The 17,749-nt window shown below is 58.4% G+C and carries 16 protein-coding genes; 1 reads left to right on the top strand and 15 read right to left on the bottom strand.

The window, feature by feature from the left end; translation table 11 throughout:
- From AC27K1_RS14710 to AC27K1_RS14640, 15 genes are all read right to left on the bottom strand, one after another.
- Complete coding sequence (locus AC27K1_RS14710; RefSeq protein WP_487151572.1) at positions 1 to 2,610, bottom strand: flagellin N-terminal helical domain-containing protein; 2,610 nt, start codon at positions 2,608 to 2,610, stop codon at positions 1 to 3.
- Between the two features lie 123 nt (positions 2,611 to 2,733).
- On the bottom strand, positions 2,734 to 3,663 hold the full coding sequence (gene flgL, locus AC27K1_RS14705; protein WP_487151571.1) for a flagellar hook-associated protein FlgL: 930 nt from the start codon (positions 3,661 to 3,663) through the stop codon (positions 2,734 to 2,736).
- Positions 3,664 to 3,702: 39 nt separating this feature from the next.
- On the bottom strand, positions 3,703 to 5,355 hold the full coding sequence (locus AC27K1_RS14700; RefSeq protein WP_487151570.1) for a flagellar hook-associated protein FlgK: 1,653 nt from the start codon (positions 5,353 to 5,355) through the stop codon (positions 3,703 to 3,705).
- Positions 5,352 to 5,657: a hypothetical protein gene (locus AC27K1_RS14695; protein ID WP_487151569.1), complete on the bottom strand. Its 306-nt coding sequence runs from the start codon at positions 5,655 to 5,657 to the stop codon at positions 5,352 to 5,354. The genes AC27K1_RS14700 and AC27K1_RS14695 overlap by 4 nt, the downstream gene beginning before the upstream one ends.
- Positions 5,658 to 5,677: 20 nt before the next feature.
- A complete protein-coding gene (locus tag AC27K1_RS14690; protein WP_487151568.1) occupies positions 5,678 to 6,787 on the bottom strand; it encodes a flagellar basal body P-ring protein FlgI in 1,110 nt (369 codons plus the stop codon).
- Positions 6,787 to 7,473, bottom strand: coding sequence for a flagellar basal body L-ring protein FlgH (locus tag AC27K1_RS14685; protein ID WP_487151567.1), 687 nt, complete (start codon positions 7,471 to 7,473; stop codon positions 6,787 to 6,789). Before AC27K1_RS14685 ends, AC27K1_RS14690 begins: the two co-directional genes overlap by 1 nt.
- Positions 7,474 to 7,482: 9 nt before the next feature.
- On the bottom strand, positions 7,483 to 8,268 hold the full coding sequence (gene flgG / locus AC27K1_RS14680) for a flagellar basal-body rod protein FlgG (RefSeq protein WP_487151566.1): 786 nt from the start codon (positions 8,266 to 8,268) through the stop codon (positions 7,483 to 7,485).
- 29 nt (positions 8,269 to 8,297) lie between these two features.
- Positions 8,298 to 9,053, bottom strand: a complete 756-nt coding sequence (locus AC27K1_RS14675; RefSeq protein ID WP_487151565.1) for a flagellar basal body rod protein FlgF — start codon at positions 9,051 to 9,053, stop codon at positions 8,298 to 8,300.
- A gap of 39 nt (positions 9,054 to 9,092) precedes the next feature.
- Positions 9,093 to 10,346 (bottom strand): flagellar hook protein FlgE, encoded by a 1,254-nt coding sequence (locus AC27K1_RS14670; RefSeq protein ID WP_487151564.1) that lies wholly within the window; start codon positions 10,344 to 10,346, stop codon positions 9,093 to 9,095.
- 35 nt (positions 10,347 to 10,381) lie between these two features.
- The gene (locus AC27K1_RS14665) at positions 10,382 to 11,032 is read right to left on the bottom strand and encodes a flagellar hook assembly protein FlgD (RefSeq protein ID WP_487151563.1); all 651 of its coding nucleotides are present in this window, start codon (positions 11,030 to 11,032) and stop codon (positions 10,382 to 10,384) included.
- Between the two features lie 2 nt (positions 11,033 to 11,034).
- A complete protein-coding gene (gene flgC, locus AC27K1_RS14660) occupies positions 11,035 to 11,451 on the bottom strand; it encodes a flagellar basal body rod protein FlgC (RefSeq protein WP_487151562.1) in 417 nt (138 codons plus the stop codon).
- Between the two features lie 24 nt (positions 11,452 to 11,475).
- The gene (gene flgB, locus AC27K1_RS14655; protein WP_487151561.1) at positions 11,476 to 11,868 is read right to left on the bottom strand and encodes a flagellar basal body rod protein FlgB; all 393 of its coding nucleotides are present in this window, start codon (positions 11,866 to 11,868) and stop codon (positions 11,476 to 11,478) included.
- 365 nt (positions 11,869 to 12,233) lie between these two features.
- On the bottom strand, positions 12,234 to 13,442 hold the full coding sequence (locus AC27K1_RS14650) for a hypothetical protein (protein ID WP_487151560.1): 1,209 nt from the start codon (positions 13,440 to 13,442) through the stop codon (positions 12,234 to 12,236).
- On the bottom strand, positions 13,439 to 15,835 hold the full coding sequence (locus AC27K1_RS14645; protein WP_487151559.1) for a TcfC E-set like domain-containing protein: 2,397 nt from the start codon (positions 15,833 to 15,835) through the stop codon (positions 13,439 to 13,441). The genes AC27K1_RS14650 and AC27K1_RS14645 overlap by 4 nt, the downstream gene beginning before the upstream one ends.
- Positions 15,836 to 16,008: 173 nt before the next feature.
- Complete coding sequence (locus AC27K1_RS14640; RefSeq protein WP_487151558.1) at positions 16,009 to 16,647, bottom strand: hypothetical protein; 639 nt, start codon at positions 16,645 to 16,647, stop codon at positions 16,009 to 16,011.
- Between the two features lie 522 nt (positions 16,648 to 17,169).
- Here AC27K1_RS14640 and AC27K1_RS14635 point away from each other — a divergent pair.
- Positions 17,170 to 17,715, top strand: coding sequence for a hypothetical protein (locus tag AC27K1_RS14635; RefSeq protein WP_487151557.1), 546 nt, complete (start codon positions 17,170 to 17,172; stop codon positions 17,713 to 17,715).
- Positions 17,716 to 17,749: the final 34 nt, after the last annotated feature.

Genomic DNA, 17,749 nt, shown 5'->3' with positions numbered 1-17,749 from the left:
TTAACGGATCAGCATCAAGACATCCCGGGCCATTTCATTGGCCTGGGCCAGGTTGGCAATACTGGCCTGCTTGAGGATTTGCTGCTTGGTCATTTCTGCCATTTCCGCCGCATAGTCGGTGTCTTTTATACGGCTGCGGGAGTTGGTGACATTTTCCCGGATGCTTTGCAGGTTGAAGATGGTGTGTTCAAGCCGGTTCTGAATCGCGCCCAGGGTACCGCGCTGGGAGTCAATATCAGCGATAGCATCATCGATAATTGCCACAGCCTGCTGGGCGCCGGCCTCGGTAGTAATATCAATATCGCTGACATGAAGGTTACGGGTCTCAACCGAGGAGCGAATGTCTGACAGGTTTGTCTTGCCTTCATCGACGGCAGGCCCACTCAGTGTAATCGGGCCATCAGCCTGCATCTCGAAGGTACCGGACACCACGGCGCTGTTATGGGCCGCGTCGAGCAGCATGCCATTGATCTTGACACTCTCGTCATTGGAAATATCGGCCCTGAAGCCACTGAACTCAATGTCCTCACCGGTATCGGAGCGCAGGGTCACAGAGCCATCATCATTGAGACGGCTGCTGATACCGGCATGTTGCAACCGTGGGTTGGTGTTGACCATATCCGAAAATTGCCTGGGGTCGGTCATTGTCATCTCGACACCGTTGATGGTGACTGACATTTCGGTTGGTGCGATACCGTTCTTGCCAGAACCGATGTTGATGTCCGTAATATTGGCTTCCGTAAAGGCCTTGGCCACGACACCGGTTGTACCACTTCTGTTGTTAATATTTTTGGTGATGGAAGCCGCGCTGTCAGTCACATCGATGGTGACTGAATCACTGCCCGTCGGCCCCTTGATTATCATGCTTCCGATCTCGGTCAGTGTCCTTGAAGCGATGGGAAGGCCGGTGTTGGTGGTACTGAAGTCAGAACCGCCTACGTATGTGCCATCCGGCGTAAGTGCACCGGTCGTAGTGGCAAAATCATTAGATCCGGGTGTACCAGCGATAGTAATATCTCCTTGCGCTTTCAGTTCGAAGGTGCCGACTGTCGCAGCAAATTTATTGGTAGTATCCATCACTTTAGAATTCACCGTCAGCGTTTCGCTACCGCCACCACCGGTATGAGCCATCTGAATAGTTTCGCCTTCTGCCGTAAGCACCAGCTTACTTCCGTCCATGGTTGCGGTAATGCCAGAAGCAGAACCCGCTGTATCTACAGCCGCTTTTATGGCGGCAAGATCGGCAGGCGCAGCCACAGTGACAGTTGATTTAGCGTCTGCCGTGAATGTAAAAGTTGCTCCATCTGTTGTCAGCGATTCAAGCACCACTGTTGTCTTTGCAGTTGCAGTAATACCCGTGTCACCGGTTTTGGCATTAATAGCAGCCGCAACCACACTGGCTGAATCTTCGGCTGCAATAACAACTGCCCCTGACGAGCCATCCGGCCCGGTAAATTCGGGAGAACCGCCTGTCGCACCGACTGTCGGTGCAGCAGTACCGACGGATGTTCCACCAAACTGTGTTCCCGAGGCAATTGTCGCCGTTCCACCCTCAACCACATTGGATTCCGTAGCTGCTGTGCCGGAAAGGGTGATCGGATCATCTGCGTTCATGGCGAAGGTGCCCATGGCGTAGGCGGATTCGTCAGTTTTCAGTGCCTTCCCGCCAAAGGTGACATCAGCAGAAACATCAGCAAAGGTAATGGTATCGCCGTTTTCGGCCATTATCTTGGTATTGCTACCGGCATCTTCAGCCGTGATACCCACCGCCGCTAAATTTTCATTGATAGCCGTTGTAAGAGCCCCGTTATTCGCCGCTGTTAGCGAAACACCATTGATGGTGACAGTTAATGATGTTGTAAAATTGTCCACTATCACTTCCGTACTGGCCGTCGCCGTCACACCCGTCGCCTTCCGCTCAGCGTTAATCTTGGAAGCAATAGTACGCGCCGAATCATTGGCCTCTATTTCAATGGCAGCCTTCCCCTGGCGGGTAGCGATATCCAGCGTACCCGTGGTGCTTAGCTGGCCGTCCCCTCCGCGGGTTACCGTGCCAAATTCCGAGCCAGACGTAATAACATCAAGGGTCTTGTCCACGCCACCAATCACGGAAGCGCTCATATCCCCGATACTGACGGCAATGGTCTCATACGCATTGGCGCCCACCTGGAAATTCTTGTTCATGTAAGTGCCATCAAGCACCTTGAGGCTGTTGAACGTGGTGGTTTCGGCAATCCGGTCAATCTCGGACTGCAGCTGGGCAACCTCACGCTGCAACGCTATCCGGTCGTTTGAATCATTACTGGCATTGGCAGACTGGAGTGAGAGATCACGAATGCGATGCAAAATGGAGGTGGTTTCCGCCATCGCCCCTTCCGCAGTCTGACTCACGGAAATACCATCATTGGCATTGCGAATCGCCACGGATAACCCGTTAACCTGGGATGTCATCCGGTTACTGATCTGGAGACCTGCGGCATCATCCTTGGCGCTGTTGATCTTGTAACCGGTCGACAGTTTCTTCATTGACGCTTCAAGCCCGTTCTGGGCGCGCTCCAGACTTTGCTGGGCAGTCAGGGAAGGTGAGTTGGTGATGATACTCAGCGACATGGTGTTAGCTCCGGTATCAGTAACAGGTGCCTTTAAACTCGACGCAAATCACCGTGTGCTTAAATACTGTTTTTTTCTATTGCGATGCATTGATGTAATAAACGACAACTCATCATTGAACAGCTACAGGTAATCAAACAGAGATAAGCCCGCCAGTTGCACGACACTTTGCCGGGTGGCTTCCAGCGCGGTCATCTCGCGGTTCAGTTCGGTCATGGCGGCGGCGTAATCCAGGTCGCCCAGGCGTGACGCCAGCAGGTCGGCATAGAGCTGTTGCTGGTCCAGGGATTCATTACTGATGGCCATGATATGCTGCCGGGTGCCGACCTCCGTCTGAATCCTGAAGGCCTGGTTCATTCCCTGGTCGATAAGCAGCAAGGATTGATTGAGCTGCTCATTCACATCCTCGCCCGGCGACATCAACAGGTCCCGGAGGCTGACCAGTGCATCGAGCAGGTTAAAGGTTCCGCCCTGGCCATCGTCAATGCGGAAACACAGTCCGGCCGCGGTATCATTCGCCGACACCTGCCAGCCCTCGGCAATCGTCACCTGTCGTTGGCCCGGGTCGTCATTGTTGATCACCCAGCGACCGGCCGCGTCTTGCAGAACCGGTGGCTGGTCATCACGAAAACCGCCAAACAGATAGCGTCCCTCCGGCCCCCGGGCATTAATGAGGGAAGCCACCCCATCCGTCAGCCCCTGCACTTCCCAGCCAATCGCCCGCAGGCTGGCGGGATCCATGGCGCCATTCGCCGCCTGCACGACCAGTTCACGACAGCGTTGTAATAAATTGCCATAGGCGGCCAGGGTGTTGTCTTCCCGGTCCAGGAAGGCGTCAAGCACGGCGGTGTTTTCCAGGAAACGGCCGTGACTGGCCTGCTCGCGGGAAATACCCTGGAGTCTCACCGCGGCCAGGGGATCGTCTGCCGGCTGGGACAAGCGTTTTCCTTCGGCAACGCGATCCCACGTCCGGTTGAGGTCCCCGGTGGTCTCCTGCAACCGGTGCCGGAGATTATCAAACATCTGGCCGGTACTGATTCTGAACTCACTCATGATTCAACCTCGCCTGACAGCACCACGGTGCCCCGTCTTCTAGAGAGACAACAACGTATCCAGCACCCGTTGCGCCGCCGTCAACACCCGCGCATTGGCTTGGTAGTGCTGCTGGAAACGCATCAGGTCACCCGCTTCCTCATCCAGGTTCACCCCGCTCCGTGACTCCCAGGCGGCATCCGCTTCCTGCTTCAGCAAACCAAGAGATTCCGCCTGCTGTGTCGCCTGCCAGCTGCGGGTGGCGATATCCCCCAGTAACCGGTCGGAGGATTCCGGCAGGGTGCCCGCGCTGAATCGTTCTGACTGCATGAAGTGCATCAGGTTGGCCAGGTTGCTGTTGTCGCCGGGTCCGTTACCCGGCGCGGCCAGCCCCAGTTGATCCGGCTCCGTCAACACGGTTCCCATCGCGGCGGTTTCATTTCGCCAGGGAGTTAAAAGATAGCAGTCGTCTTTCGCGGAACCCGGCGACAGTTCCAGCACCAACCCTTCAAAGGTCACACGGGTTGTCACTGACGCATCCAGGGTACCGGCGGCGACTTCACGGTTGTCCGCCAGGTTCCGGACGGTGTAATTCAACTGCCCTCCCTGTTCGGTCACCCTCAGCCTGTAGTCACTGGGCTTGAGCTCAGCCAGTTGTTCGGTATCCACGGCCAGTGTTGCCGTGGCGCTGCCTGATAACTGTTCAGGAATGACCCGGGCGCGGGTGGCGGCGACGTCGTTTACGTCATTGAACAGGGCGCCCCCCGGATTGCCTGACAAATCCCGCCCCTCCGCCAGGATCCGGTTGTTGCCTGCGCTGATAATGGCGGCCTGCCAACCCAGCCGGTTCATTACCGGCACTAATACCTCGGACCGGAAACGCGTCAGTCCATACAGTTCGCCAGTGTCCGTTTGCAACGGTTCCGGGGTGTCTCCCCTGTCCAGCAGGGGTAGCATCGCCAGGGCGTCGGGCGCACTGTTTGGCATCATCAATCCATTGGCGCGCCCGCCCTGAACCAGCGACTGGCCGGATGGGAAAAACAGGTTGATCATCCCGTCCGGCTGACGCAGGCCCTGTACACCAACCAGTGTCGTTAACTGGTTAATCAACTGATCCCGCTGGTCTTCCAGGTCTGCAACAGGGGAGCCACGGCTGTAACCTTCCCGAATGGTTCCGTTCAACGTGGCCACGCACTCCGAAAGTGCAGACGCCTGTACGGATATCGCGCCAAGCTGGTCATCCACCTGTCGACCGAAATCCGCCAACGCCCGTCCCAGGTTGTTGAATTTGACGGCCATGGCGGCCGCTTCGCTGATAATCTGCTGCCGGTAGGCGGTGGAAGCCGGCTCCGTTTCGGCAGCGCCCAGGGCGCTGACAAAACGTTCAACAGAAGACGAGACCCCGGTATAGGCATTGCCCAGGTAAGCGTCCAGCCGCTGCAGGTAGTCACCGAACTCCCTGGCGTCGCCATAGTCTGCCGAGGTCGCATGACGCTGGTCGACCAGGAAATCACTCGTCACACGCCGTATATCATCAATCCGCGTACCCGCCAGCATGGGCAGCTGATCCGCGGGGTACCATTCACGGGCTGACTGCAGCACCTCGCGACGGCTGTAGCCCGGGACCGCCACGTTGGCGACATTGTGCCCGGCCGTCTCAAGCCTGGCGCGGGCACTGTGGAGGCCGCTGAGCCCGATATCCAGAAGGCTCATGATGCTTCAATCCCTAACTGCCGGAGCATGTGCCCGGCAAGACCGGTCTGGCTGTGCCGGGTCATGGCCTGCGCCCGGATGCCCGAAAGCCAGTCATCCGCCCAGCCCCGGTCCGGCGACAATGGATTATCACCGGATTTAATGGCATCCGTCGTACGGTGCATGCTGCTGAGAAATTCCCGCCAGAGCAGCGTTTCAAATCCCTCAACCACCGCGCTGGCTTCTGCCTTACGGTCTCCGGGCGCAGGTGCTGAAGATACAGCGAATGCGTTCGGTACTGACAAGGACATCAAGGTATTCATACATTCCTCGGCAATGGCGTTCAGAGCACATCAATCTCGGCTTCCAGCGCACCGGCCTGCCTGAACGCCTGAAGGATGGACATGAGTTCACTGGGGGTCGCGCCAATACTGTTCAGGGCTGTGACCACATCACTGAGCCTCGGGCTATCGGGCAATTCATAAATCGTGCCCTGCTGCTCGCTGATCTGTACTTCACTGCGCGGCGTCACGGTGGTCTGGCCACCGGAGAACGGACCCGGCTGGCTGACCTGCGGCTCCTCCGTCACGGTGACAACCAGGCTGCCATGGCTGACCGCCACCGGCCGTATCCTGACATTCTGACCGATCACCACCGTCCCGGTTCTTGGGTTAATCACAATCCTGGCCGGCAGTTCCACCTGGTGAACAGTCAGGCTTTCCAGTCGCGACATGAAGGCCACCCGCTGGTCAGTATCATAAGGTGCAGAAACTTCCACCCGGGCCGCATCAATCGCATGGGCGGTTCCCTGGCCAAACTCCCTGTCAATGGCATTGACGATCATGCGCGCCTGCCGGTACCCCGCTTCATTCAGGTTCAACATGATATGGCTGTAGTCGTCAAATAACGGGATCACCGAACGCTCAACCACCGCACCTCCGGGGATTCGACCCACCGTCGTGATATTCACCATCGCCTTGCTGCCACTGGCGCCTTCCGCCGTGACACCGCCCACCACCAGGCTGCCCTGGGCAATGGCGTACACGTTCCCGTCAAGGCCTTTCAGCGGTGTCGCCAGCAGGCTGCCGCCCCGCAGGCTCTTGGCATCGCCAATGGACGACACCACCACGTCCAGCGCCTGGCCTGGCCGCACATAAGTATCCAGTGTCGTATGGACGCTCACCGCCGCGACATTCTTCAGCCGTGGTTCAGCGCCGTCCGGCAACTGCACCCCAAATTGCCGCAGGAGGTTATTGACCGATTGCGCGGTGAACTGGGTTTGCCGGGTCTGGTCGCCAGACCCCTGCAGTCCCACAACGAGGCCATATCCCACCAACTGGTTTTTGCGTGTGCCTTCCTGTGTCACCAGGTCCAGCAATGGCATCGCGCTTATGGGCAGGCAGATAAGCCAAAGCGCCATGAGAATAAAAAAAACCATCGCTTTCATGGCCATCAGAAGGGCCACCACCGGCTGTTAAAGAAGCGCCCCATCCATCCCATAACATTGGCTTCGGCCATATCACCCTTACCGGTGTAGCTGATCTTGGCATTTGCCAGCCGCAGGGAAGAAACCCGGTTGTCCAGCGTGATATCCTCCGGTCGTACAAGACCACTCAGATAGATGATTTCATCTCCCTGCCCAAGCCGGATCTGCTTGTGGCCTTTCACATACAGGCTGCCGTTGTCGAGTACCTGCTGCACGACAACACTTACATAACCGGTCAGCAGGTTGTTCTGCTCATTACTGGCGTTGCCGCTGAAATTACGTTTCATATCCATGGAATTTTGCAACGACCATTCGCTGCCCAAAAGCCTCGCGCCGGTACGGCCCAATAACACAGGGTCAGGCATATTGATGGCGCTGTTTTTGCCGATCGTCGTATCCGCGGCCTTGCTCGAACGGGTCAGCTCGGCCAGCACCACGGTCAGGATGTCGCCTTCCCGGTAGGCCCGCCGGTCTTCAAACAGGCTGGCCGAAGCCGACCCCCGAAACAGGCTGCCCGGCGATGCGCTATAGGTGGAAGGTGGAATATCAGGCAATTCACTGGACTCCTCGATAGGCCCAGTCATTGGCGACAACTGGCAACCACCGAGTATCAGAAGCATCAGTATCGGCAGTCGTACCACCAGCGAATTCATACGCTGTGCCTATGATGAACGAATCAGAAATTCCATCATGTCATCCGTGGCCTTGATGGCCCGGGTGTTCATTTCGTAGGAACGCTGGGCAACAATCAGGTTAACCAGTTCTTCCACTGCCTGAACATTGGATGCTTCCAGCGTGTACTGCTTCACCAGGCCCAGTCCGTTTTCGCCGGGAGCGCCCTCAATCGCATCACCACTGGAAACAGTTTCCACAAAAATATTGCCGCCCCGGGCTTCCAGCCCGGTGGGATTAATGAAATTGGTCAGGGTGATTTGCCCGACATTACGGGGCTCTACTTCTCCGGACACGGAAACACTGACAGTGCCGTCTTCTCCGATCGTGATATTCAGGGCTTCCTGCGGAATCGTGATAGCCGGCTCCAGCGGCAGGCCGGATGCCATGACCATGTTACCGTCAGCATTCAGTTGAAACTGACCGTTCCGGGTATAGGCCGATGTGCCGTCCGGTAACTGCACCTGGAAAAAACCGTGACCGGAAATCGCCAGATCAAGGGGCTGTGTTGTGGTCTGAAGGTTTCCGCCGCTGAATACCTTCTGGCTGGCCACAATCCGAACACCCGTGCCCTGCTGTTGGCCTGAAGGCAGATCATTGGTTTCATCCGCCTTGGCGCCTGGCTGTCGCAACACCTGGTAAAACAGATCCTCGAAGGTGACCCGGTTTTTCTTGAAACCGACGGTATCAATATTGGCCAGGTTATTAGACGACGTTGATAGGTTATAGTCCTGGGCGGACAACCCGGTCATACTGACCCAAAGTGCCGGATGCATCAGACAACTACCTCAATACGTCTGGCGTTTCAGGAAGACCGCAGGAGTTCATTCCCTCGTGCGGCCATCTGGTCGAAGGTGCGAATCGCTTTCACCTGCAGTTCAAATTCCCGGGACAGTTGCAGGTAATCCGAGATTTCTTCAATGGCATTGACATTACTCTGCTCCAGCGCGCCACCCAGTACCGCCACATCGGGATCATCGGGCACAGCGCCGGGGCCGGTGTAACGGAACAGGCCATCCTCACCTTTCTGCAGCGCCTCCTGCGGAGGATTCACCCGCCGTAACCGACCGACTTCCACCAGGTCGCCACCTTCCACGACGACGGTAATCATGCCATCACTGGCAATATCCAGGCCGCTGAAGACCGGCAGAACCATGGCGCCATCCTCACCCAGCACAGGCAGACCTGCACTGGTCACCAGTTCGCCAAAACCGTTCACGACAAAATTACCGGCACGGGTATAGGCTTCATCCCCTGTCGGGGACTGCACCACGAACCAGCCTTCTCCGACAATCGCCGCATCCAGTTCCCGGCCGCTCCACCGGTTGTCGCCGGGTACAAGCCGACTGCCTTTTAGCTGCATCTCGGCGCCGGTGCGGGTACCGGGTACACGCCCTTGCGAAAGGCCAGCATTGAAAGCCTGTTCTCCGGTCCAGTTGAAATCAGAACGAAAACCGGTTGTCTCTGCATTCGCCAGGTTTGACGCATGGGTCTGCTGGGCCAGCATGGTCTGCCAGGCAGCACCAGCGCTCAGGTAAACACCATAGTCCATAACATTCATTGACCTCTGGAAGTTAGCCTGTTGCCAGGCTGAACAGGACTACACCGTGAGCAGCGCCTGCATTACCGTGTCTTCTGCTTTCAATGTGCGGGCATTGGCCTGGTAGTTTCGCTGGGCAACAATCAGCTGCACCAGCTCGGACGAAAGGTCCACGTTGGAGGACTCCAGCCGCTGGGCATTGATCACCCCGCCGCCACCGAGGCCTGACTGGGTATAGGTGGGATCACCCGCGTCCCGGGTGGCCAGCCAGCTACTGTTGCCTGCCGCGACCAGGCCGTTTTCATTGGTAAAGGTGGCCAGCGCCACCTGTCCCTGGGTGGCCTTGAGCCCATTGGAATACTGCACCTGTACCAGGCCGCCCGTATCCACCTGGATGTCATTCATCTTGCCGGCGGTATAGCCATCCTGGTTGATGACAGCGATGGAATAGTCATGGCCAAACTGGGTCGCGGAAGAAAGGTCCAGCGTCAGCACCAGCGGCAGGGCGCCAGTACCGGGGTCAAACCCTTCCAGGTTGCCGTCGTTCCCGTCCAGCGTGATCAGGCCGTCAGAGCTGAGCATGCCGTCCCCCGTAAAAGCCAGCTGATCTTTTCGGGAGACCGGGTTGAGAGGGTCCGAGACATCCATCAGCATCGTGTTGTCCAGCCGGTAAAACAGGTCCCAGGTGCTGGTGTCACGATCGGCCAGCGAGGTAAACAGCGTCAGCTCGTGCGGCACCCCCAGGCTGTCATAGATGCCCATGGTCGTGGCCCAGTTGTAGCTTGAGGGTTCATGGGCGCTGAAAGCCCGTGTCGGCGTGACCGTTTCGCGGGCGTCAAGGTTGATGGTCGTGCCGATCCGTGACGTGGCCCGGGCAGGAATACTCTTGCGTTCAATATGGATATCGCCCAGGGTGCCGGCCACCACATCGCCCTTGTCATCCACCTGGAACCCCTGGACCTTGTAACCCTGGTTGTTGACCAGGTCATCATTGCGGTTCAGGCCAAAATAGCCGGCGCGGGAATACAATGTTTTGCCGTCCCCGGACAAAATAAAAAAACCACTGCCTTCTATACCCATATCCAGCGCACTGCCGGTAGTCTTCAGGATACCCTGGCTGAACCGTTGCGACGTCCCCTGGCTCAGCACACCGGACATCTGTGCCGTTTTACCGCCGGATTCCGCGTACACATCAGCGAACATACTGCGAAAGGATTTGAAGCCCACCACATCGACATTGGCGATATTGTGGCCGGTTACATCCAGTTCCTGTTGAGCCGCCTTGAGACCGCTCACTCCGATATTCATGGACATCGCGCTACCTCACGATCATGCGTGTGTACCAGGGACTACTCGATTCTGCGCACAAAAGATGCCGGCACAGGCCCCGCACCGGCCAGCTGTAACAATGCCTCGCCCTTGCCGGCTGACAGGGAAACGCTATTTACACGACTATTGACTGCTACAGGCAACGGCCCCTGTCCCGAGGCGGCTGACACGAAGTAAAGGCCATCGGGCAGGGATTCGCCGCCGATCTCTTCCAGGCTGAACCGCACCGGGTCACGCCCGGCACAGGACAGTTCCCGAACCGCTGCCGTCTGGCCCAGGGCGTCCGTCAACAGGAGGGTGACCCGGTTGCCGGTGGATGCATCCGCCCCCACTTCAATGGCAATGTCCCGGCGGTCGCCGGACAGCAGCAGCTGGTCAGTCTCTACGGTCACCCGCCGCCCCGCCAGTCCTGTCGCCTGAAGCACCTGCAGGCCATTGCCCATTCCCTGCATGGATGAACGGATATCCGCCAGAGATTCCACCCCGGCAAACTGCGCCAGCTGGGTCACCATCTGGGTACTGTCAGAGGGGTTCAGGGGATCCTGGTTGCGGATCTGGGCCACCAGCAGCTTCATGAAATCCTGTTTGCCGAGATCTTCAGGCTTGCCGGGGCGCGATGGGGCATCCGGCACAACGCCACTGCCTGGTACCGGCCCGGTCACGATAGCCATGGTTAACGCAGGCTCACCAGCTCAACCAGCTGGTCCTGCATGCGCCGGCTGGTACCGAGCAGCGACACAGTAGCTTCAAACTGCCGCGCCGCCGCCATCATGGCCACCATCTGTTCCACCGTATTGACGTTGGCGTAATACACGATGCCGTTGTTGTCCGCCAGGGGATGGCCCGGCTGGTAACGCTGCTCGGCCGGACGCTCGTTGCGGAGCACGTCACCGACGGTGACGCCAAACCCCGGCTGTCGTCCACCGCTGACCGGCGCGGCCTGGAACACCACGTCACGCTCACGGTAGATATCCGCCTCGCTGCCCGCCGCCGACCGGGCGTTGGCCAGGTTGCTGGCCACGGTATTCATCCGGATCGCCTGGGCCGCCATGGACTGGCCGGCAATGTCATACACCGCGGAGAATGACATACGTGAACTCTCCCATCGGAACCGCTAGGGGCTATTAATGGCCATGGATAACCCGTTGATCCGGGCGCGAAGAAAATTCAGGCCCCTGCCAAAGTCAGTGGCGTTGCGCATAAACGCCAGCTGTTCCGTATCCGGCTCAACCGTGTTGCCATTTAGCGGGGTTTGCAAAGGCACCCTGGTCACTTCATCCGGACCGGATGACAGGTTTCCCGTCACCGTAAGATGCCGCGGGTTTGTCCTGACCAGGTGCTGACGGGCCTTCTCTACCCGGAGCAGATGCTGGAATGAAAGATCCCGTGCACGATAGCCCGGCGTTTCCTGGTTCACCAGGTTACCCGCCAGTATGGCGCTTCGGGCGCTTCTGAAAGCAAGCGCGTCAGGCTGGTTCCCCAGTGCCTGATCAAACTGAATGGTCATCGTGTTATCACATAGGGTGGGAACAAAACCAATCAACGATGAATAAAACAAACAACGGGCGATGGGTTCTACGGCAGTGACATAAAACCCGCATGCTGTATATAGAAGTGATTCACACAAAATACCACCCGGATCGTCTGTAAAAGCCAAATGAGAGTCGTATTGCCGGAGACTGACCTTCCATGCACCGCCTGCTTAATGTGCATCATGCACCGTGTTTGCCAAAGGTTTGATGAGGATTCCTGAAGGGGGCCGGACACTTCAGCGTCGCGCCAGTCCCTGCAAGACGCTGAGTGTGTACCTGTTTTGGAAGGGAACTTGCAGGGCGCCTGCTACCGGCAGGCAAGCGGAAGCACCGCGAAGGCCTAGTCCGGCGACACCTGGATGGTCAGGGTATCGCCGTAGAAATCCACTGGCATGGTTTCTGCGTCCGGGGCATCAATAATCATCTCCATATTGTCACCGGTCGCGCAGTTGGCGCTGACACTGCCCCTGAAATCGCTGTTCACCTCGCCGGGGCGCAGTTCCATCGTTCTTCCGTCCTGGCGCAGCCGGACGCGGTAATAGGCGCACTCGCCGGATGCCCAGTCGCACTGCATCCGCTGCGCGGAGGGTTTCACCCAGAACCGGTTATCGTGGTCGTGCAGGCCATGGGCCAGTATACGCACCTTTTCCTCCAGGTTGCGGTACACGCAGATGGTCTGGCTGCTGCGAAAATACGGCGAGGACAGCTTGACATCCTCAAGGCTGCTGATCCTGACCTGGTCCGGTACCTCAAGCTCAATCAGGAGATAGATAGTGTTGATTTTGCCTGAATCCACCCTGTCATTGACATTGCTGGACTTTTCCGCCTGAACCACCTTCAGTTCGAGCCGCCCCTTGTATAAGCCGCCGCGCAGCCGCCCCGTTTCTTCCATCGCCTTGTGGTTAACGGTGACCTTCAGCCTGACCGGCAGGCATCTCTTGCAGTCCTGGTTTGGGGCGTAGTCGTCGTCATCGTCATCGTCGCCAATCGGACCGCCGGGAAACCGGCCCGCGCCATAAAACGGGCACTGGTTGAGACCGCCGCCGGTACCGGTGCAGACCTTGGCCGTTTCATTGGGCAGCGGTTTTTCCAGGTTCTTGTTGATCTGCTGAAACAGGATGTGGACCGGCACGGTGTAGCGACCGGTCTCATGGGTCAGCACCATATCGGTGCTGCCGTCCATCAGGGCGCTGACCGTGTAATGGGTTTGCCAGAAACAGCTTTCACTGCCGCAGGAACGAATCTGGAAATCCCGGTTCGCCTTGAGTTCCAGGGCATTGGGATTCCAGGGAATTCTGAGGGTGGTCAGGCTGCCCCCGTTGCGACGAATTCCGTTCTCGCAGAAACTGATCGCGCGGTCCTTGCTGTATTGCTCGCTGTGACCAATCGGGTCACAGATGATGTTCCTGGGCCGTTTCCGCCAGGGCTGGCCGGGCAGTCCCTGGGCGGCCGCCATGTCTGCGCTGGCCCACAGCCACCCCGTCAGCAGCAGGAGGCAGAGGCTGCCTGCACGGGTTTTGATCCGGTTTTCGTTGCCGTACTTCCTCATCGACAGATGCTCCGTCCCAGGTTGATAATCGTCCTGTCTGCGCCTTGCCCGTCCAGCGCGATCCTGCAGGTTCCGCCGTCACCGGTTTCCAGTTCCAGCGCCCCGGTCGCGGCCGGCACTTCCACCTGGAACAGGCCGGTGGCGTCGGTGCCGGCAAAACCGCCGGCATTGCGTATCCTGGCGTCCGCCAGCGGTTTGCCGTCCGGCGTCAGCGCCAAGCCGTACACGACCCGCAGGCTGGTCGCCGCGTAGTCCAGGGTTACCACGTTGCCCGGGTACAGGGTCACTTCACGCACCATTTCCGGGAAATCATAGAAACCGCCGCCGGATTCGCGCAACCGCACCTCGTAGGTGGCAAAGGGGGTCAGCGGGATCACCGTGGCCTTGCCGCCCGCCACCCAGCCGTCGCGCTGGCCGTTGACCAGCACGTCAAAACGGGCGGTTTCCGGCACCCCTTCCACCCGCACCACCAGGGCGCTGCGGTTCACCCGGTCTCCGCCGACCGCGAACATCCGGCCATTGGTCATGAAACTGGTCGATGCGCCAAAAGCGTAGGTGGTGGTATCCGCGGCATCGCGATGGGCCACGTGGCTGACCGACAGCCCGAGACTGCCCAGCCGGGAGCCATAGTCTACATCCATGCCAAGGTTATCGCTGCTCTCGTCATGGCGAACCCTGACGCCGGCCGACAGGTCATCCGCCAGCCGTTCGCGGTCATTCCAGCGGGCGCTCGCCTGCCAGCTTGAGCTGGAGGTGCGGTCGCCGCCTTCATCCCGCCGCTGCTGGTATTCCGGTTCAAGCCCGAAATCCCAGTGATGGGTGTTCCAGCGCCAGCTCAGGCTGGTCAGGAAAACCCGCTCGTCACCGGCAGCGCTCAAATCCAGCCGCAAGTCGATATCCGAGCGTCGGCCCCGGTAAATCTTGCGGATGTATCCCAGGGTGTGCTGGTTGACCCGGCCCTGCTGCCTGTCCCGGCGGCTGGACAGCCGGTACGAGGCGCTGCCCCCGAACAGGGCGAGGTTAAGGCCCAGCGACGCCTGTTCACTCGACAGCCCCGCCAGCTGGAAATCCCCCCCCGCCTGTTCCAGTGGGCTCCATGTCCGCTGGTAATCCACGGATACGGTCGTCGCACCACCATGGTAGATGCCGTTGAACCGGGCGCCGCGGCTGCCGTTACTCGCCGTCATCACGCCCGGACTGAATTCAAACGGACCCGCCAGGGTAAAGAGGCCAGCCTCCAGCAGGGACTCCCCGGGCAGGGTGGCCAGCGCCAGGGAACCCGCCAGGGCGTCATCCAGCCGGATATTGACGCTGCCCCGGGTCAGCCAGGGGCCGTCGGCCTCCGGCAGGGTGGTTTCGGACCGGTCGGTGGCGACGCGGCCGGTCTCCAGCGCGAACCAGGGTTCCCCCATGGGCGGCAGCTGGGCCTGGCGGGCAAAAAAGCGGGTGCTTTCGCTGATCAGGTGACCACTGTCGTCCAGCACCCGGATGGTCACATCATAGGCGCCGGTCGGGAATGACGAGGTATCGAGCAGGCGGTTGCCTGCGTCCATCAGGGTGGAATAGATGAGGCGGTCATCCTTCAGCACATCCACACGGCCGCGCTGGGGCAGGAAGATTTCCAGGGGCGTGCCCTGGGTCAGGCTCTGGTCCAGCCGGGTGCTGTCGGAGCGGCCGAAGCGTACGCCCCAGAGGTCCCGGTCACTGCTGAACCGGAACAGGCCCTGGGTGTTGACCAGGCCGGCCTGGTACAGGCGTCCCTCGAACTCCCGCTGCATCTGCAGGGTGCTGATGCTGAACGGGTTGTTTTTCGCGTAGTCCCAGCCGATTTCCAGGTCATTTTCCCGGAACGCCAGCTGGCTGGTGCCGTAGAGGCTGTAGTCATCGCTGGGGCTGTCGCCGCCGCGGGTGCCGGACGCCACCGTGCCCAGGCTCTGGATCAGAGACAGCCCCGCCTGTGCCGGCGGCAGGTAACGGCGCCGGTCTACCGGGTTCACCAGGCGGTAAGCCGGGTTGACAAAGACATCCACCCGGAACCGGTTCTCATCAAAGATAACGCCCGCCACCTTCGGTTCCAGCAGGCCGCAGCCTTCCTGACCGTCATAGAGGCAGACCTGCCTGGCATGGGGATCCAGCTCGACACTGAGTGCGGCGATCACCACCCTCGGTTCGATAAGGTCGGGAATCATGGCCGCCAGCTTTTCAGGCTCGGTAAAGCGCAGGGTGCCGGGCGCGTAGATCACCGGCAGGCTGCCCAGCAGGCGACCGCCGTAGTAAACATCCGCCAGGGTTTTCCTGGGCGCGAGCAGGTCCTCGAACCCGGGTGGAACGGGAGATGATGTTATACCTGCCGAGTAATCAGCGAACGCCGGAAAGGTGAGCAGCAAGGCCAACAGCAGCCAGCCTGTATTTCTCCATCGTCTTGAAACATACAAACAGCTCGGCATGGCAACGGCTTTTGGGCGCAGTGGTATTATAAAGACAACAAACAGCCATGACGGAGTACTCCGTCATGGCTGCCTGCAAAATGAAAATAACTAAATCGCCTGCGAAAGCAAGGGAATGCTTATTCGGCGGATACCTGAAGGGTAAGGGTATCGGTATACTCGTCCGGCTTCACGGAAATCGCGTCATCCAGGTTCGCGACCACCCACATCCGGGTGTTCTGTCCGCTATTGCACTGAAGCAGTTCCTTCTTGTTACCGCCGAGAAGGTCGTCAACTTCAGTATTGCTGCCCTGGTGATTATCGCCCCACTGCCCTTTAGCGTCGGCGTAATTGTTCACCGTATTCGCGTCGATGAAAACATTGTACCTGACTGCCTGGGTGTCATCGTTAGCGCCCAGCAACCGGAAGGGCTTGCCTGTTGCGTCATTGTCGCTAATGACCGACATGTTGTACTTGTAACCGTTGTCCGCATCACCCTTGTTGGTGAACACGCAAAAATCGATGGAGCCTGTCAACGTTTTCTCATCAACCGCGCCGCTGACAATGTCATCAGCGTTCCAGGGCAGGTCGATATCTTCCAGACCCGCTATTTTCAGCAGGTAATCGGTCTTGAGGTTGACCTTCAGGGAACCGGTTGAGGTGTGCCCCAGTTCACCGTCTGTTGCCGCTAAGGCCACAGGCGCCTGCATCATTCCAAAGGCAAAAACGCCTGCCACCAGGGCGCGAACCCCTCCTCGCATAATCTTCGGTATTGCCACGTGAACAGCTCCGGTTTTTTATCAATTCAGTCGTCCCGCCTTATCAGGGCAGGTGGCACAATTTTAATCAGTCGCGAGAGGCCTTGTTGATACGGAATTACCGAAAACAATCACCTTTTTTTACATTTATTAACAGTTTTCTACTGCCCGGTGAAACATAAGCTGATTTTTTTCTCTATTAGTACTGAATTTCCAGATATTTTCCTCCAAGACCGTTCCCGACCGCCCCCACGCATGTTACTTACCAAAAAAAGAGGACTGAAAAGAGAGCATTGGAATCCAAATAAACACGCCACCATTATGACCAGCATCAATAAAAATCAGACGACATGAGATTATTGTGTTAGCAAGACTGAAAACAGGACGCAGCGCTATTGTGATGAATAAAGCAAATGCCCTGCCCTGTGAACGCATAACTGATAGCCCGGCAACCCACCGGACACTCCAGTTACCAGGGTGGCAAGTTCTGCGCATGGCAACAGCCTCCTGGCAGCTCGACTTGATTGTGCGAGGATACGCACCATGATCTATCTGCAAAGACCCATCGGAACCATTCCCATACCGATCCATCCGCTGGCGTACACGCTTCATTCTATTGGCTACTGCGCCTCACTCCTGACCTCTGCGCTCTTTTCCCTTTTGTTTTTCATTCTCTCGTTCAAACTGTTTTTTGTCTTGCCTTTCGCGGTCATCTGCCTGCTGATATCCGATACCGCCCTGGCCAACCAGGCCAGCTACAGCCATGTTGCCGACAGCGTCCGTATCACATTACGGATCACCCATCCCACCCGCGTAGTACAGCACACCATGAGCGACAACCAGTCCAGCCTGTGCATCACCGGCACAACACCGACCAGGGTCAACATGTATACCCAGGCCATGACAAGTGACGGCAGAGGCACCCTGCTGGTGCCTGCGCGGGCATTCACCGCCGCCAACGCCAAACCTTCCATCAGCTGCAATAGCGGTCATGGCATCACACTGTCGTTTCCCGTTCAGCGCCACGACAACAGGCTGGCAAAGCGATACTCGCCCAACCACCTGATGGCCCTGGTCGCCGCCATGTAAACCGGCGCCCGACGCTGACAGGTCAAAATACCGC

Source organism: Kistimonas ophiarachnellae (genome assembly GCF_057552235.1).
This window is presented reverse-complemented; position numbering and strand designations above follow the sequence as displayed.

Excerpts from the sequence above, each read along its gene's own strand:
- AC27K1_RS14710 (WP_487151572.1), bottom strand. The coding sequence starts at position 2,610 with ATGTCGCTGAGTATCATCACCAACTCACCTTCCCTGACTGCCCAGCAA.
- flgL (WP_487151571.1), bottom strand. The coding sequence starts at position 3,663 with ATGAGTGAGTTCAGAATCAGTACCGGCCAGATGTTTGATAATCTCCGG.
- AC27K1_RS14700 (WP_487151570.1), bottom strand. The coding sequence starts at position 5,355 with ATGAGCCTTCTGGATATCGGGCTCAGCGGCCTCCACAGTGCCCGCGCC.
- AC27K1_RS14695 (WP_487151569.1), bottom strand. The coding sequence starts at position 5,657 with ATGAATACCTTGATGTCCTTGTCAGTACCGAACGCATTCGCTGTATCT.
- AC27K1_RS14690 (WP_487151568.1), bottom strand. The coding sequence starts at position 6,787 with ATGGCCATGAAAGCGATGGTTTTTTTTATTCTCATGGCGCTTTGGCTT.
- AC27K1_RS14685 (WP_487151567.1), bottom strand. The coding sequence starts at position 7,473 with ATGAATTCGCTGGTGGTACGACTGCCGATACTGATGCTTCTGATACTC.
- flgG (WP_487151566.1), bottom strand. The coding sequence starts at position 8,268 with ATGCATCCGGCACTTTGGGTCAGTATGACCGGGTTGTCCGCCCAGGAC.
- AC27K1_RS14675 (WP_487151565.1), bottom strand. The coding sequence starts at position 9,053 with ATGAATGTTATGGACTATGGTGTTTACCTGAGCGCTGGTGCTGCCTGG.
- AC27K1_RS14670 (WP_487151564.1), bottom strand. The coding sequence starts at position 10,346 with ATGTCCATGAATATCGGAGTGAGCGGTCTCAAGGCGGCTCAACAGGAA.
- AC27K1_RS14665 (WP_487151563.1), bottom strand. The coding sequence starts at position 11,032 with ATGGCTATCGTGACCGGGCCGGTACCAGGCAGTGGCGTTGTGCCGGAT.
- flgC (WP_487151562.1), bottom strand. The coding sequence starts at position 11,451 with ATGTCATTCTCCGCGGTGTATGACATTGCCGGCCAGTCCATGGCGGCC.
- flgB (WP_487151561.1), bottom strand. The coding sequence starts at position 11,868 with ATGACCATTCAGTTTGATCAGGCACTGGGGAACCAGCCTGACGCGCTT.
- AC27K1_RS14650 (WP_487151560.1), bottom strand. The coding sequence starts at position 13,442 with ATGAGGAAGTACGGCAACGAAAACCGGATCAAAACCCGTGCAGGCAGC.
- AC27K1_RS14635 (WP_487151557.1), top strand. The coding sequence starts at position 17,170 with ATGATCTATCTGCAAAGACCCATCGGAACCATTCCCATACCGATCCAT.